Annotated in this window: 12 protein-coding genes and 1 tRNA gene; all 13 read right to left on the reverse strand. The window is 66.8% G+C overall.

All coding sequences use genetic code 11. From position 1 onward, the window contains the following. Nucleotides 1–92 precede the first annotated feature (92 nt). A complete protein-coding gene (gene nusA, locus ASE10_RS01030; RefSeq protein WP_055899726.1) occupies nucleotides 93–1,580 on the reverse strand; it encodes a transcription termination factor NusA in 1,488 nt (495 codons plus the stop codon). A gap of 91 nt (nucleotides 1,581–1,671) precedes the next feature. Then, nucleotides 1,672–2,241, reverse strand: coding sequence for a ribosome maturation factor RimP (gene rimP / locus ASE10_RS01035; protein ID WP_055900200.1), 570 nt, complete (start codon nucleotides 2,239–2,241; stop codon nucleotides 1,672–1,674). Nucleotides 2,242–2,490: 249 nt separating this feature from the next. After that, a tRNA-Met gene (locus ASE10_RS01040) sits at nucleotides 2,491–2,567 on the reverse strand. A 144-nt stretch (nucleotides 2,568–2,711) separates the two neighbouring features. Further along, nucleotides 2,712–4,157: an NADH-quinone oxidoreductase subunit NuoN gene (gene nuoN, locus ASE10_RS01045; protein WP_056305550.1), complete on the reverse strand. Its 1,446-nt coding sequence runs from the start codon at nucleotides 4,155–4,157 to the stop codon at nucleotides 2,712–2,714. Between the two features lie 3 nt (nucleotides 4,158–4,160). Beyond that, complete coding sequence (locus ASE10_RS01050; protein ID WP_055899730.1) at nucleotides 4,161–5,684, reverse strand: NADH-quinone oxidoreductase subunit M; 1,524 nt, start codon at nucleotides 5,682–5,684, stop codon at nucleotides 4,161–4,163. 66 nt (nucleotides 5,685–5,750) lie between these two features. Next, nucleotides 5,751–7,925, reverse strand: a complete 2,175-nt coding sequence (nuoL, locus tag ASE10_RS01055; RefSeq protein ID WP_056305552.1) for an NADH-quinone oxidoreductase subunit L — start codon at nucleotides 7,923–7,925, stop codon at nucleotides 5,751–5,753. A gap of 5 nt (nucleotides 7,926–7,930) precedes the next feature. Continuing rightward, the gene (nuoK, locus tag ASE10_RS01060; RefSeq protein ID WP_200944187.1) at nucleotides 7,931–8,227 is read right to left on the reverse strand and encodes an NADH-quinone oxidoreductase subunit NuoK; all 297 of its coding nucleotides are present in this window, start codon (nucleotides 8,225–8,227) and stop codon (nucleotides 7,931–7,933) included. Between the two features lie 26 nt (nucleotides 8,228–8,253). Beyond that, nucleotides 8,254–8,889: an NADH-quinone oxidoreductase subunit J gene (locus ASE10_RS01065; RefSeq protein ID WP_055899734.1), complete on the reverse strand. Its 636-nt coding sequence runs from the start codon at nucleotides 8,887–8,889 to the stop codon at nucleotides 8,254–8,256. Between the two features lie 9 nt (nucleotides 8,890–8,898). Continuing rightward, nucleotides 8,899–9,387 (reverse strand): NADH-quinone oxidoreductase subunit NuoI, encoded by a 489-nt coding sequence (gene nuoI, locus ASE10_RS01070; protein ID WP_055899736.1) that lies wholly within the window; start codon nucleotides 9,385–9,387, stop codon nucleotides 8,899–8,901. A 15-nt stretch (nucleotides 9,388–9,402) separates the two neighbouring features. Next, nucleotides 9,403–10,467: an NADH-quinone oxidoreductase subunit NuoH gene (nuoH, locus tag ASE10_RS01075; RefSeq protein ID WP_156087743.1), complete on the reverse strand. Its 1,065-nt coding sequence runs from the start codon at nucleotides 10,465–10,467 to the stop codon at nucleotides 9,403–9,405. A gap of 15 nt (nucleotides 10,468–10,482) precedes the next feature. After that, the gene (gene nuoG / locus ASE10_RS01080) at nucleotides 10,483–12,714 is read right to left on the reverse strand and encodes an NADH-quinone oxidoreductase subunit NuoG (RefSeq protein WP_055899740.1); all 2,232 of its coding nucleotides are present in this window, start codon (nucleotides 12,712–12,714) and stop codon (nucleotides 10,483–10,485) included. Nucleotides 12,715–12,817: 103 nt separating this feature from the next. After that, on the reverse strand, nucleotides 12,818–14,185 hold the full coding sequence (gene nuoF / locus ASE10_RS01085) for an NADH-quinone oxidoreductase subunit NuoF (protein WP_055899742.1): 1,368 nt from the start codon (nucleotides 14,183–14,185) through the stop codon (nucleotides 12,818–12,820). An 11-nt stretch (nucleotides 14,186–14,196) separates the two neighbouring features. Then, nucleotides 14,197–14,724 (reverse strand): NADH-quinone oxidoreductase subunit NuoE, encoded by a 528-nt coding sequence (nuoE, locus tag ASE10_RS01090; protein ID WP_055899743.1) that lies wholly within the window; start codon nucleotides 14,722–14,724, stop codon nucleotides 14,197–14,199. Between the last annotated feature and the right edge of the window lie 23 nt (nucleotides 14,725–14,747).

Here is a 14,747-nt window from a genome sequence, read left to right on the forward strand (position 1 = left end):
CCGGTCCAGCGAAGCCGGATCAGGGCGTTGGCCTCGATCCGGGGTGCCGGAAGACGCCCGCCAGGGGCCTCTTCCGACCTGAAGCTAAATCCTCACTCGAACCAGTGCTTGCGCGCTTCCATGATCAGGGCCGCGGCGCGGGCCTCGTCCACACCTTCGATATCGGTCAGTTCGTCGGTCGCCAGGTCGGCCAGGTCGTCGCGCGTGACCACGCCACGGCCGGCCAGCACGAAGGCGAGCTCGTCGTCCATGCCTTCCAGCGACAGCAGATCCTCGGCCGGCTGATGCTCGTCCACCTCTTCCTCGGCGGCCAGAGCTTCGTTCAGCAGCGCGTCGCGGGCGCGGGCGCGCAGCTCCTCGACGATGTCCTCGTCGAAGCCTTCGACCGCGAGCAGCTCGCCGACCGGCACGTAGGCGATTTCCTCGACCGTGCTGAAGCCTTCCGAGACCAGGATGCCGGCGATTTCCTCGTCGACCTCGAGCTTGTCCTGGAACAGCTGGCGCGCGGCGGTCTGCTCGGCCTCGGACTTGGCGGTGACCTGGTCCTGGGTCATGACATTGAGCTGCCAGCCCGACAGGCGGCTGGCCAGGCGCACGTTCTGGCCGCCCTTGCCGATCGCCTGGGCCAGACGGTCCTCGGCCACGGCCAGGTCCATCGAATGCTTTTCTTCGTCGACGATGATCGACTGCACTTCCGCGGGCGCCATCGCGTTGATGACGAACTGGGCCGGGTTGTCCGACCACAGCACGATGTCTACGCGCTCGCCGTTGAGCTCGTTCGACACCGCCTGCACGCGCGAACCGCGCATGCCGATGCAGGCGCCGATCGGATCGGTGCGGTTGTCGTGCGCGAGCACGGCGATCTTGGCGCGATCGCCCGGATCGCGCGCGCAGGCCTTGATCGACACCAGGCCCTGGCCGACTTCCGGCACTTCGAGCTTGAACAGCTCCATCATGAATTCCGGGGCGGCGCGGCTGATGAACAGCTGCGGGCCGCGCGGCTCGGTGCGCACGTCGAACAGGTAGCCGCGGACGCGGTCGCCGGCGCGCAGCACGTCGCGCGGGATGCCCTTGTCCTTCGGGATGATCGCCTCGGCGTTGCCGCCCAGGTCGACGTAGATGTTGCCGCGCTCCACGCGCTTGACGATGCCGGTGACCAACTCGCCGACGCGGTCCTTCCACTGGTCGACGACCTGGGCGCGCTCGGCTTCGCGCACTCGCTGCACGATCACCTGCTTGGCGGCCTGGGCGGCGATGCGGCCGAAGTCCGGATTCTCGATCTGCTCTTCGATGTAGTCGCCGACTTCGACGCCTTCGACTTCGTCGATCGCGTCCATCAGGCGCACCTGGCGGTCGGGCGATTCCATCACCACGTCGTCGGCCACGACTTCCATGCGACGGAACGTCTCGTAGCTGCCGTCCTTCTGATCGATGGAGACGCGCACCAGCACGTCTTCGTCGTGGTAGCGCTTCTTGGCGGCGGACGCCAACGCGGCCTCGATGGCCTCGAAGATGACCTCGCGCGGCACGCCCTTTTCGTTGGCGACCGCATCAACTACCAGCAACAGTTCCTTGCTCATCTCGTCACTCCGCACGGGTCGGCTCGCGGGCCGCCGGCTCTAGGGTTGGTTAATGCTCGTTAGACTGCCAATTCGTCGCGAAGCCTGGTTCTTATGAAGCCTTGGGCTTCGCCGGTTTGTTCTTGCCGTCTTTGGGCTTCGGCTTGCCCGGCTTGGTCGGCGCCAGACCCAGCGCCGCCCAGTCCGGAACCAGGCGCGCCTTGTCGATGTTCGAGAACGGCACGCTGAAACGCGCGCCGTCGATCGCGAACACCACCTGCGCGCCTTCCACGCCGACGATCTCGCCCTGCAGCCTGCGCCGGCCCTCGTGCGGCAGCTTCAGGCCGACCTTGGCGGTCTCGCCGGCGAAGCGCACGTAGTGCTCCAGCGCGAACAGAGGGCGGTCGATGCCCGGCGAAGACACTTCGAGGGTGTAATTGCCGCTGATCGGATCTTCGACGTCGAGCTGGGCCGACACTTCGCGGCTCACCGCTTCGCAATCTTCGATGGTGACCAGACGCGGCTCGCCGTCGGCGCCGCCGGCGTCGTCGGGCACGTCGATGTACAGGCGCAGCACCGCGCTGCCGGGCGACGGCAGGTATTCGGCACCGAGCAGCTCCACGCCCAGCGAACGGATCGTCGGGGCGAGCATCGCGGCGATTTGGACTGCTTTATCCGACACGCGCATGACTCCTGCAGCTTCGATCGACCGACAGCGCTTGCGGGATCGATCGCTTCGTTGAACGTTGTTTGCGAAAACCGAACGCGAAAAACAACAAGGGGCCCGGTGGGCCCCTTGTCCGTACAACTGGATTTCGGTGTGACGGCGCGAGCAGAGCGCCATCACAAAGCCCGACCTGGTTCGAAAAGAAAGCCTCAGTGACGAGGCTTTCTGCTAACCGCCGTTGAACCGGCGGCTTCGAACCGAAGCTGGTAGCGGGGGCAGGATTTGAACCTGCGACCTTCGGGTTATGAGCCCGACGAGCTGCCAGACTGCTCCACCCCGCATCAGGCCGACCATCATAACGGCCGGCTAACCTTCCTGCAAGCCCGCATTCACTTTTATTTCAACATCCAGTGATTGGGGTTTGCCGCGACACACAACATGTAGGCGAGCGGCCGGTTTTCAAGCGCCGGCCGCAATTAAAAATCTCAGCCCGCAAAAGCCTTCTGGCACCAGGCCATGATCGGGTTCCAGGCCAGGCCCAGCGCCAACAGCGCCAGGGCGTTGACGCCGAACACCACGTTCAAGGGACGGTCCTCGCGCAGCGCCGGCAGCTCGCCGTCGGGCTCGTCGAAGTACATCGCCTTGATCACGCGCAGGTAGTAGAAGGCGCCGACCACCGCGAACACGATGCCCACGATCGCCAGCCACAGCATCCCGCCCTGCAGCGCGGCGCGCAGCACGGCGAGCTTGGCCCAGAAGCCCAGGAACGGCGGCAGGCCGGCCAGCGAGGCCATCACGCACAGGATCAGGCCGGCCATCCACGGGCTGCGCGCGTTGAGGCCCTTGTAGTCGTCGATCCGGTCGGCCTCGAAACCGCGGCTGGACATCACCACGATCGCGCCGAAGGCCGCGGCCGACATCAGCGAGTAGCTGATCGCGTAGAACATCGCCGCCGCCAGTCCCTGCTCGCCGCCGCCGGCGATGCCCAGGAACAGGAAGCCCACGTGCGAGACCGTCGAATAGGCCAGCAGGCGCTTGAGGTTGGTCTGGACCAGCGCGCTGAGGTTGCCGATCGCCAGCGACATCACCGCCAGCCAGGCCAGGGCCAGGCGCCAGTGGTCGTCGAGCGGGCCGGCGCCGACCTCGAGCAGACGGTAGGTCATGCCGAACGCGGCCAGCTTGGGCGCCGAGCCGATGAACAGGGTGATCGGGGTCGGCGCGCCCTGATAGACGTCGGGCAGCCACATGTGGAACGGCGCGGCGCCGAACTTGAAGGCGATGCCGGCGACCACGAACACCACGCCGGTGATCAGCATCAGCGAGGACGGATTGCCGTAGGCGCTGGCGCCGATCTGGCCCAGGTCCAGCGAACCGGTGGCGCCGTAGATCAATGACAGGCCGTACAGCAGCAGGCCCGAGGCCAGCGCACCGAGCACGAAGTACTTGATCGCCGCTTCCGAGGCCAGCGGGCTGTCGCGGTCGATCGCGACCAGCGCGTACGAGCACAGGGCCAGCATTTCCAGGCCGAGGTAGACCATCACCAGGCTGCCGGCCGAGACCAGCAGCATCATGCCGGCGGTCGCGAACAGCATCAGCACCGCGACCTCACCCTTGTACAGCTCGCGCTCGCGCAGGTAAGACCAGGTGTAGATCATCGACAGCACGCTGACCACGCCGATCGCCAGCTTGAGTACGTCGGCGGTGGTGTCGCGCACGAACATGCCGCTGAGCACAGTGCCCTGCCCGCCCACGCCGAACGCCACCAGCGCGGTCGCCGCGACCAGCACCGCGATCGCGAAGGCGTGGCTGAAGATGCGGCGGCGCTCGGGGACGAACAGGTCGATCATTAGCAGCGCGAACGCGCCGAGGATCACCACCAGCTCGGGCAGCAACGGCATCAGGTCGGCGAGTCCTCGTACAGGCATGTTCATGCGTTACAGCCCCATCTGCAGCTTGGAGGTGGCGATCTGCGTCGCCAGGTTGGCGATCGCCGGTTCCATCAGGTCGGTCAGCGGCTTGGGCCAGATGCCCAGGATCAGCACGCCGGCGGCGAACACGCCCAGGACCAGGGCCTCGCGCGGGTTGATGTCTTCCAGTTCGGCGACGTGGGCGTTGCCGACCTCGCCCCAGATGGTGCGCTTGACCAGCCACAGGGTATAGGCGGCGCCGATGATCAGGGTGGTCGCCGCGGCGAAAGCGATCATCGGGTGCTTCTGGAACGCGGCCAGGATGACCATGAACTCGCCGACGAAGCCCGAGGTGCCCGGCAGGCCGGAGTTGGCCATGGCGAACAGGACCACGAACGCGGCGAACCAGGGCATCACGTTGGCGACGCCGCCGTAGTCCTTGATCATGCGGCTGTGCATGCGGTCGTAGAGCACGCCGACGCAGGTGAACATCGCGCCCGACACGAAGCCGTGGCTGATCATCTGCACCATCGCGCCCTGCAGGCCCAGGCGGGCGGCGTCGACGTTGCCGTAGTCGCGGACCAGGGCGAAGGAGATGAAGGTGCCCAGGGTTACGAAGCCCATGTGCGAGACCGACGAGTACGCGATCAGCTTCTTCATGTCCTCCTGGACCAGCGCGACCAGGCCGACGTAGACCACCGCGATCAGGCTCAGCGCGATCACCAGCCAGGCCCACTCCTGCCCCGCGTCCGGCACCACCGGCAGGGTGAAGCGCAGGAAGCCGTAGCCGCCGATCTTCAGCATGATCGCGGCCAGGATCACCGAACCGGCGGTCGGTGCCTCGACGTGCGCGTCCGGCAACCAGGTGTGGACCGGGAACATCGGCACCTTGACCGCGAACGCGATCAGGAACCCGAAGAACAACCACATCTGCTCGGTCGCGGTCAGCGGCAGGGTGTACCAGTCGGCCAGCTGCCAGCTGCCGCTCTTGAGGTACAGGTAGATCAGCCCGACCAGCATGAACACCGAGCCGAGGAAGGTGTACAGGAAGAACTTCACCGCGGCGTAGACGCGGCGCGGGCCGCCCCAGACGCCGATGATGATGAACATCGGGATCAGCATGCCCTCGAAGAACACGTAGAACAGCATCGCGTCCATGGCCGAGAACACGCCCACCATCAGGCCCTCCAGGACCAGGAAGGCGGCGTAGTACTGGCTCACGCGCTTGTCGACCGAGCCCCAGGCGCTGATCAGCACCAGCACCGTGGTCAGGGTGGTCAGCGCGATCAGGGCGATCGAGATGCCGTCGACGCCGAGGTGGTAGCGGATGTCGTAGGCCGGGATCCAGGCGCGATCCTCGACGAACTGCATGCCGGCGTTGGCGGCGTCGAAGCCGGTGAACAGGAACACGCTCAGGGCCAGGGTGATCAGGCCGATGGCCAGCGCGAACCAGCGCGCGGAACCGGCGCGCTGGTTGCCGAACGCCAGGGTGGCCAGGCCGCCGACGATCGGCAGCCAGATGATCGCCGACAGCAGGTGCGTGCTCAGCAAGGGGGGCGTGCTCAGGGAAACCACGCTCAGCAAGGGCTCGGGGCTCACGTCTCGGTCCTTGTCCTGTTAGCGCCAGTAACGAATCAGCACGGCCAGCAGTGCAATCAGGCCGAGGATCATCGCGAAGGCATAGTGATAGAGATAACCGGATTGCACGCGGCGCACGATTCCGGCGACGAGGTCGACCGCGCGCGCGCTGCCCTCGACGATGCCGCCGTCGATGACGCGGCTGTCGACTTCGCGCGAGGCCTTGCCCAGGCGCACGCCACCGGCGGCGAAGCCGTCGATCCAGAGCTTGTCGAAGCCGTACTTGTTCTCGAGCACGCGCACCGGCCAGGCGAACATCCGGCGCGCCTTGGCGGGCAGTTCGGGCTTCCACCAGTACATGATCGTGGCCAGGACGAAGCCGGAGAAGGCCAGCAAGAAGGCCGGAGCCGTGAGGCCGTGCAGGGCGAACTTGAGCGGACCGTGCCAGGCTTCCTCGCCGACCAGGGCGACGGTGTCGCGCGCCGGCGCCAAGTCGATCGAGCCCAGGAAGAACGGCAGCTGCTGGACGTGACCGGCCCAGTCGGTGCCGAACAGCATCGGACCCGCGGTGAAGTAGCCGATCAGCACCGACGGGATCGCCAGCAGGATCAGCGGCAGCGTGACCACCCAGGGCGACTCGTGCGGCTCGTGCGCGCCGTGGTGGCCATGGTCGTCGTGGGCATGCTCGTCATGGGCATGTCCGTCGTGCGCATGCTCATCGTGGGCGTGCGCGTCGTGATGCGCGTCGTGACCGTGATCGGCGTGGGCGTCGCGGAAACGCTCCTTGCCGTGGAAGGTCATGTAGAGCAGACGGAAGCTGTAGAACGCGGTCACGAAGGCGCCCAGCAGCACCGCCCAATAGGCGTACTGCGCGACCCAGGTCGCGTGCGCGTCGGTGGTGGCGTGGTGCGCGGCCTCGATGATGGTGTCCTTCGAATAGAAACCCGAGAAGAACGGCGTGCCGACCAGGGCCAGCGTGCCCAGCAGGCTGGTCCAGTAGGTGATCGGCATGTACTTGCGCAGGCCGCCCATCTTGCGCATGTCCTGCTCGTGATGCATGCCGATGATCACCGAGCCCGCGGCCAGGAACAGCAGCGCCTTGAAGAAGGCGTGGGTCATCAGGTGGTAGACCGCCGACGAGTACGCCGACACGCCCAGCGCCACGGTCATGTAGCCCAGCTGGGACAGGGTCGAGTACGCGACCACGCGCTTGATGTCGTTCTGGACGATGCCCATCAGGCCGGTCCAGAACGCGGTGGTGGCGCCGATGAACAGCACGAAGTTGAGCGCGGTCTGCGACAGCTCGAACAACGGCGACATGCGCGCGACCATGAAGATGCCCGCGGTGACCATGGTCGCGGCGTGGATCAGGGCCGAGATCGGGGTCGGGCCTTCCATCGAGTCCGGCAGCCAGACGTGCAGCGGCACCTGCGCCGACTTACCCATCGCGCCGATGAACAGGCAGATGCAGATCGCGGTCGCGGCCGACCAGACCACCGGTTCGGCGGTGACCGACCAGGTCTGGCCGAACAGGCTGACCGTGCCGCCCCAGATGCCGATGGTGCGGCCGGCGATGTCGGTGGCCTTGGCGAACACCACGCCGTAGTCCAGCGAACCGGTCGCCCACAGCACGCCGGCGATGCCGAGCAGGAAGCCGAAGTCGCCGACGCGGTTGACCAGGAAGGCCTTGAGGTTGGCGAACACCGCGCTCGGGCGCTTGAACCAGAAGCCGATCAGCAGGTACGACACCAGGCCCACCGCTTCCCAGCCGAAGAACAGCTGCAGGAAGTTGTTGCTCATGACCAGCATGAGCATCGAGAAGGTGAACAGCGAGATGTAGCTGAAGAAGCGCTGGTAGCCGGGGTCCTCGGCCATGTAGCCGATGGTGTAGACGTGCACCAGCAGCGAGACGAAGGTGACCACCACCATCATCATCGCGGTGAGCTTGTCGACCATGAAGCCGACATTGGCCTCGATGCCGCCGACCTGGAACCAGGTGTAGATGTTCTCGTTGAACGGGATCGCGGCCTGCGCCAGCAGCTGCCACAGCACATAGCACGACAGCGCGCAGCTGACCGCGACGCCGAGGATGGTGACGGTGTGCGAACCCGCACGGCCGACCTGACGACGGAACAGGCCGGCGACGATCGCGCCCAGCAGCGGCGCGAGCACGATGGCGAGCAGGACGGACTTGGAGAGTACGACGGGTTGCATGCCGGTCAGCCCTTCATCGAGTCGATTTCAGCGACGTTGATCGTGCGCCGGTTGCGGAACAGCGTGACCAGGATCGCCAGGCCGATGGCGGCCTCGGCGGCGGCGACGGTCAGGATAAAGAACACGAACACCTGACCGGCCGGATCGGCCAGCTGGCGCGAGAACGCGACGAAGTTGATGTTGACCGCGAGCAGCATCAGCTCGATCGACATCAGCAGCACGATTACGTTCTTGCGATTGAGGAAGATGCCGGCGACGCTGATGCAGAACAGCACCGCGCCCAGCGCGAGATAGTGGCCCAGGGCCAGACCGGCTCCGAAGAATTCGCTCACGGCTTGGCCTCCTCGGCGGGCGCTTCGGGTTCCGGCGGCAGCGGCTTGACCGCGTCCATCTTGACCATGCGCAGGCGGTCGCTGGCGCGGACGCGCGCCTGCTCGGACGGGTTCTGGTGCTTGGCGCCCGGACGGCGGCGCAGGGTCAGCATGACCGCGGCGATCACCGCCACGGTCAGGATCACCGCAGCGACCTCGAACGGCAGCAGGAATTCGGTGAACAGCGCGCGCGCCAGCCAGGCGGTGTTTTCGCCGCCGGACGGGTCGGCGGTCAGCGGCGTGGCGACGTTGGCCTTGACCCCGATCAGGGTCAGCATCTCGACCAGCATCACCACCGCGACCAGCAGGCCGACCGGCAGGTAGCGCACGTAGCCCTCGCGCAGCGGCGCGACATCGATGTCGAGCATCATCACGACGAACAGGAACAGCACCATCACCGCGCCGACGTAGACCAGGATCAGGGCCACGCCGAGGAACTCGGCGCCGGCGATGATCCAGACGCAGGCGACAGAGAAGAAGGTCAGCACCAGGCTGAGTGCGGCGTGCACCGGGTTCTTGACGCTGATCACCGCCACGGCGGCGGCCGTGGCCGCGAAGGCGAAGACGAAGAAAGCGATCTGGGCGAGATCCATATCGGGCACTCAGCGGAAGGCGGCGTCGGCAGCGCGGCGCTCGGCGATCTCGGTCTCGAGACGGTCGCCGATCGCCAGCAGCTGCTGCTTGGTGACGATGTTCTGTCCGCGCTGGTCGAAGTGATATTCGTGGATGTGGGTCTCGACGATCGAGTCGACCGGGCAGGACTCCTCGCAGAAACCGCAGAAGATGCACTTGAACAGGTCGATGTCGTAACGCGTGGTGCGGCGGGTACCGTCCTCGCGCTTGGTCGAGTCGATGGTGATCGCCAGCGCCGGGCACACGGCCTCGCACAGCTTGCAGGCGATGCAGCGCTCTTCCCCGTTGGGATAGCGGCGCAGCGCATGCACGCCGCGGAAGCGCGGCGACTGCGGCGTCTTCTCCATCGGGTACATCAGCGTGTACTTGGGCTTGAACAGGTACTTGAGCGTCAGCCCAAGGCCCTGCGCCAGCTCGATGAGCAGCAGGCTCTTGAAGTAGGAAACGATGCGATTCATGTCTTGAGCCTGTCCTTACACGCCCGGCTGGAACACGTTGTAGTACGCCATGACGGCGACCACGCAGATCCAGGCGATGGTCAGCGGAATGAACACCTTCCAGCCCAGGCGCATGATCTGGTCGTAGCGGTAGCGCGGGAACGAAGCGCGGAACCAGATGAAGCAGCTGGCGAAGAAGAACACCTTCGCGAACAGCCACCACCAGCCGTCGACCGAGAGGAACGGAATGCCCAGGCCCTGGAACGGGCTCAGCCAGCCGCCGAGGAAGAAGATCGAGGTCAGGAAGCTGATCAGGATCATGTTCGCGTATTCGGCCAGGAAGAACAGCGCGAACGCCGAACCCGAATACTCGACCATGTGACCGGCGACGATTTCCGACTCGCCTTCGACCACGTCGAACGGCGCGCGGTTGGTCTCGGCCACGCCGGAGATGAAATAGACCACGAACAGCGGCAGCATCGGCACCATGAACCATTCCAGCGCGCCGGCGTTGCCGGACTGCGCCATCACGATGTCGGTGAGGTTGAGGCTGCCGGCGCCGACCATCACGCCGACCATGGCGAAGCCCATCGCGATCTCGTAGGACACGACCTGGGCCGCGGCGCGCATCGCGCCGAGGAAGGCGTACTTCGAGTTCGAGGCCCAGCCGGCCAGGATGATGCCGTACACGCCCAGCGAGGTCATCGCCAGCAGGTACAGCAGGCCGGCGTTGGCGTTGGACAGGACCACGCGGGTGTCGAACGGCACCACCGCCCAGGCCGCGAACGCGGGCGCCAGGGTCAGCAGCGGCGCCAGCTTGTACAGGAAGGGCTCGGCCTTGGCCGGCTGGATCACTTCCTTGAACAGCAGCTTGAACACGTCCGCGAAGGCCTGAAGGATGCCCATGCCGACGTACATCGGACCGCGGCGCACATGCATCCAGCCGATCAGCTTGCGCTCCCAGACCACGTAGAACGCGACGGTGATGATCACCGGCATCGCGATCAGCAGGATCTTCAGCACGATCCAGGCGACCGCGCCGGCGTTGCCGAACGACAGGAACCAGTCGCGCATCGGGTCGACCACCTGGGTGGTGAACATTCCGTCCGTCATGGCTTAGGCCCTCCCCGCCTGGACGCGACCGGCGCCGAGCGGCGCGGTGGCGCCGTGGCCGGTTTCGATCCAGATGGTGCCGCGCGCGACCTTGTCGCTGGTCGCGACCGGCAGGGTCGCGGTGCCGACGGCGGCGCTGAACTTGCCGACCGCACCGTCGGCCAGGCCGGCGGCCTGGGCGTCGAGCGGATGCAGCACGGCGCGCGGTTCGAGGTTGAGCGGATGCGATTGCAGGGCGGCGGCGCGGCGCACGGTGGCGTCGCTGCGGTAGATCGCGATGCTGGCCGCGACCTCGAAGCCCTCGCCCGCCGCGTTGGCGGCCTTGCCGGCGGCCGGCTTGAACGAGCGCGGCTCGATGCCGGCGCGCAGACCGGCCAGGTCGGTGAAGTCGAAGCCGGCCGCGCCGAGTTCGCCGCCGAGCGCGCGCAGCACGCGCCAGCCGGCGCGCGCCTGGCCCTGCAGCTTGCCGCCGGCGCTGGCGGCCTGGTCGCGACCGTCGAGGTTGGTCAGGGTGGCGTCGATTTCGGGCAACAAACCGATCGGCAGGATCACGTCGGCGACGGCACGGGTCGAGCGGCAGGCGTAGTGGCTGAAGGCCACGACCTGGGCCTGGCCGAGCGCCTTAAGCGCGCTGGCGGTGTCGGCGAAATCCAGGCCAGGCTCGATGCCGTAGATCAGGTAGGCGCCGCGCGCATCGGCGAGCATGCCCTGGGCGTCGCGCGCACTCGGCAGCACGCCGTGGCGGCTCAGGCCGAGCGCGTTGGCGCCCTGCGGGATGCGGCACAGCGCGGCACCGGTGGCGGCGGCGAAATCGGCCGCAGCGGCGCGGATGGCGGATGCGTACGGGCCGTTCTCGGCCAGAGCGCCGAGCACGATGGCGACGCGGGTACCGGCCTTGGCGGCGTCGCGCAGAGCGGCGTCGGCGAGCGCCGCGGCGAGCTGCGACGGCGCGACGATGTGCTTGCCGGCGATGTCGAAAGTGAAATCGAAGTCGACCGGATTGACCACGTGCACCTTGGCGCCGCGGGTCCAGGCCTTGCGCACGCGCTGATGCGCGAGCGGCAGTTCGTGGCGCAGATTGCTGCCCACGATCACGATCACGTCGGCCTGCGACAGTTCGGCGACCGGCATCGCGAAGGCTTCGGCGACGGCGGCGTCGGACAGGTCGTGCTGAGCGATGCGATGGTCGAGGTTGCCGGTACCCAGGGCCTGGGCCAGGCGCGCCAGCAGCGCGCCCTCCTCGTTCGAGGTCGCCGGATGCGCCAGGATGCCGAGGGCGTCGGCGCCGTTGTCGCGCAGGATCTTGGCGGCGCGCGAGAGCGCGTCTTCCCAAGTGGTCTCGCGCCACTCGCCGCCGTCCTTGACCATCGGCGCGGTCGCGCGGTCTTCGGCGTACAGGCCCTGGTGCGAATAGCGGTCGCGGTCCGACAGCCAGCACTCGTTGACCGCTTCGTTGTCGCGCGGCACCGAGCGCAGCACGTCGCCGCGGCGCACGTGCAGGAACAGGTTGCTGCCGAGCGCGTCGTGGTAACCCAGCGACTCGCGCGCGGTCAGTTCCCAGGGACGGGCCTGGAACTGGAACACCTTGTTGGTCAGCGCGCCGACCGGGCAGACGTCGATGACGTTGCCGGACAGCTCGGTGGTCAAAGGCTTGCCGTCGTAGGTGCCGATCTGCAGGTTCTCGCCGCGGTACATACCGCCGAGTTCGTAGGTGCCGGCGACTTCCGCGGTGAAGCGGACGCAGCGCGTGCACTGGATGCAGCGGGTCATCTCGGTGGCGACCAGCGGCCCCATGTCCTCGTCGGGCACCACGCGCTTGCGCTCGGCGAAGCGGCTGACCGAGCGGCCGTAGCCCATCGACAGGTCCTGCAGCTCGCACTCGCCGCCCTGATCGCAGATCGGGCAGTCCAGCGGGTGGTTGACCAGCAGGAATTCCATGACGTTGCGCTGCGACTTCAGCGCCTTGTCGCTGCGGGTGACGACCTTCATGCCGTCCATCACCGGCGTGGCGCAGGCCGGCGCCGGCTTGGGCATCTTCTCGACTTCGACCAGGCACATGCGGCAGTTGGCCGCGATGCTGAGCTTGTCGTGGTAGCAGAAGCGCGGGATCGGAATGCCGGCCTTGTCGGCGGCCTGGATGATCATCGAGCCCTTGGGCGCGGCCATCTCGACGCCGTCGATGAAGACGGTGACGTGATCCGGCGGCAGGTTCGGATTAACGGGTTGAGCGCTCACAGCGAGCCCCTCATCGAAGCGGCGTACGAGCCCCTTGAGGCAAGGGGCGCATTGTTCGGGCGCGACGCGCCCGGGCAATGGGGGTTCGGGGAGCGTGCAGCGCTCATGCGGCCACCTTTTCGACCGTGCCGGCGGCTTGATCGTCGACCAGGAAACGCTTGTTCACGATCGCGTACTCGAACTCGCTCCAGTAGTGGCGCAGGAAGCCCTGCACCGGCCACGCCGCGGCTTCGCCAAACGCGCAGATGGTATGGCCTTCGATCTGGCCGGCGGCGGCGCGCAGCATCTGCAGGTCGTCCAGCGTGGCCTGCTTCTCGACGATGCGGGTGAGCATGCGGTACATCCAGCCGGTGCCTTCGCGGCAGGGCGTGCACTGGCCGCAGCTTTCCTTGAAATAGAAGCGTGCGATGCGCTGGCAGGCACGAACCATGCAGGTGGTCTCGTCCATGACGATCACCGCGCCCGAGCCGAGGCCGGAACCGGCCTTCTGGATCGCGTCGTAATCCATGGTCAGGCCCATCATGGTCTCGCCCGGCAGCACCGGCATCGAAGAACCGCCCGGGATCACCGCCTTGAGCTTGCGGCCGCCGCGCATGCCGCCGGCCATCTGCAGCAGGTCGGCGAACGGCGTGCCCAGACGGACCTCGAAGTTGCCCGGATTGGCCACGTGGCCGGAGACCGAGAAAATCTTGGGGCCGCCGTTATTGGGCTTGCCGAGGTTGAGGAACCACTCGGCGCCGTTGCGGATGATCGCCGGCACCGAGGCGTAGGTCTCGGTGTTGTTGATCGTGGTCGGCTTGCCGTACAGGCCGAAGTTGGCCGGGAACGGCGGCTTGTAGCGCGGCTGGCCCTTCTTGCCTTCCAGCGACTCCATCAGCGCGGTTTCTTCGCCGCAGATGTAGGCGCCGGCGCCGAGCGCGCCGTAGATGTCGATGTCCACGCCGCTGCCGAGCACGTTCTTACCCAGCCAGCCGTGCTCGTAGGCTTCCTTCAGCGCCTGCTCGAAATGCTCGAACGGCTCGTGATGGAACTCGCCGCGCAGGTAGTTGTAGGCCACGGTCGAACCGGTGGCGTAGCAGGCGATCGCCATGCCCTCGACCACCGCGTGCGGGTTGTAGCGCAGGATGTCGCGGTCCTTGGCGGTGCCCGGCTCGGATTCGTCCGAGTTGCACAGGATGTACTTCTGGGTGCCGCTGCCCTTGGGCATGAAGCTCCACTTCAGGCCGGTCGGGAAGCCCGCGCCGCCGCGACCGCGCAGGCCCGAGCCCTTGACCATATCGACCACCTGGGCCGGATCGATCTTCTCGCTCAGGATCTTGCGCAGCGCCGCGTAGCCGCCGGTCTTGAGATAGTTCTCGTACGACCAGGGCGTGTCGAAATGCAGCGTCGTATAGACGACCTGATGCTCCTGCGGAGCCGGGCCGACCGGACCGTAGCCCTTGGAATAGTCGTGGTGATCGTGATGCGCCATCTGGCCCTGCCTCACTTCAGCCCGTCGAGAATCTCGTCCACCTTGGCGGTGTCGAGCTTCTCGAGGTAATGACCGTTGACGACGACCACCGGCGCGCCGCAGCACGCGGCCAGGCACTCTTCCTCGCGCTTGAGGAAGACCCGGCCGTCGGCGGTGGATTCGCCGAGCTTGCAGCCCAGCTTCTTCTCGGCGTGCCGGACCAGGTCCTCGGCGCCGTTGAGCCAGCAGCTGATATTGGTGCAGAAGGCGACGTTATGCCGGCCGACCTTCTCGGTCTCGAACATCGAATAGAAGCTCGCGACCTCGTAGGCCCACACCGGCGGCAGGTCCAGGTACTTGGCGACCGCGGCGATCAGCTCGTCGCTCAGCCAGCCGCCGTTCTGCTCCTGCGCGGCGTGCAGACCCTGCAGCACGGCCGAGCGCTTGCGATCCGGCGGGAACTTGCTCAGCCAGTGATCGATATGCGCGCGCGTCTTGTCCGACAGCGCGGCCATCGGATCGACATGCTGCGCGGTTTCGAAATTGCCTGTCGCCTTCATTCGTTCTTTTCCTCAATGATCGC

Source organism: Lysobacter sp. Root76 (assembly GCF_001428685.1).
Taxonomy (GTDB): domain Bacteria; phylum Pseudomonadota; class Gammaproteobacteria; order Xanthomonadales; family Xanthomonadaceae; genus Lysobacter.

What these genes read in the sequence shown, in the direction of transcription:
- nusA (WP_055899726.1), bottom strand. Translation starts at nt 1,580, where the DNA reads ATGAGCAAGGAACTGTTGCTGGTAGTTGATGCGGTCGCCAACGAAAAG.
- nuoN (WP_056305550.1), bottom strand. Translation starts at nt 4,157, where the DNA reads ATGAACATGCCTGTACGAGGACTCGCCGACCTGATGCCGTTGCTGCCC.
- nuoL (WP_056305552.1), bottom strand. Translation starts at nt 7,925, where the DNA reads ATGCAACCCGTCGTACTCTCCAAGTCCGTCCTGCTCGCCATCGTGCTC.
- ASE10_RS01065 (WP_055899734.1), bottom strand. Translation starts at nt 8,889, where the DNA reads ATGGATCTCGCCCAGATCGCTTTCTTCGTCTTCGCCTTCGCGGCCACG.
- nuoI (WP_055899736.1), bottom strand. Translation starts at nt 9,387, where the DNA reads ATGAATCGCATCGTTTCCTACTTCAAGAGCCTGCTGCTCATCGAGCTG.
- nuoH (WP_156087743.1), bottom strand. Translation starts at nt 10,467, where the DNA reads ATGTTCACCACCCAGGTGGTCGACCCGATGCGCGACTGGTTCCTGTCG.
- nuoF (WP_055899742.1), bottom strand. Translation starts at nt 14,185, where the DNA reads ATGGCGCATCACGATCACCACGACTATTCCAAGGGCTACGGTCCGGTC.
- nuoE (WP_055899743.1), bottom strand. Translation starts at nt 14,724, where the DNA reads ATGAAGGCGACAGGCAATTTCGAAACCGCGCAGCATGTCGATCCGATG.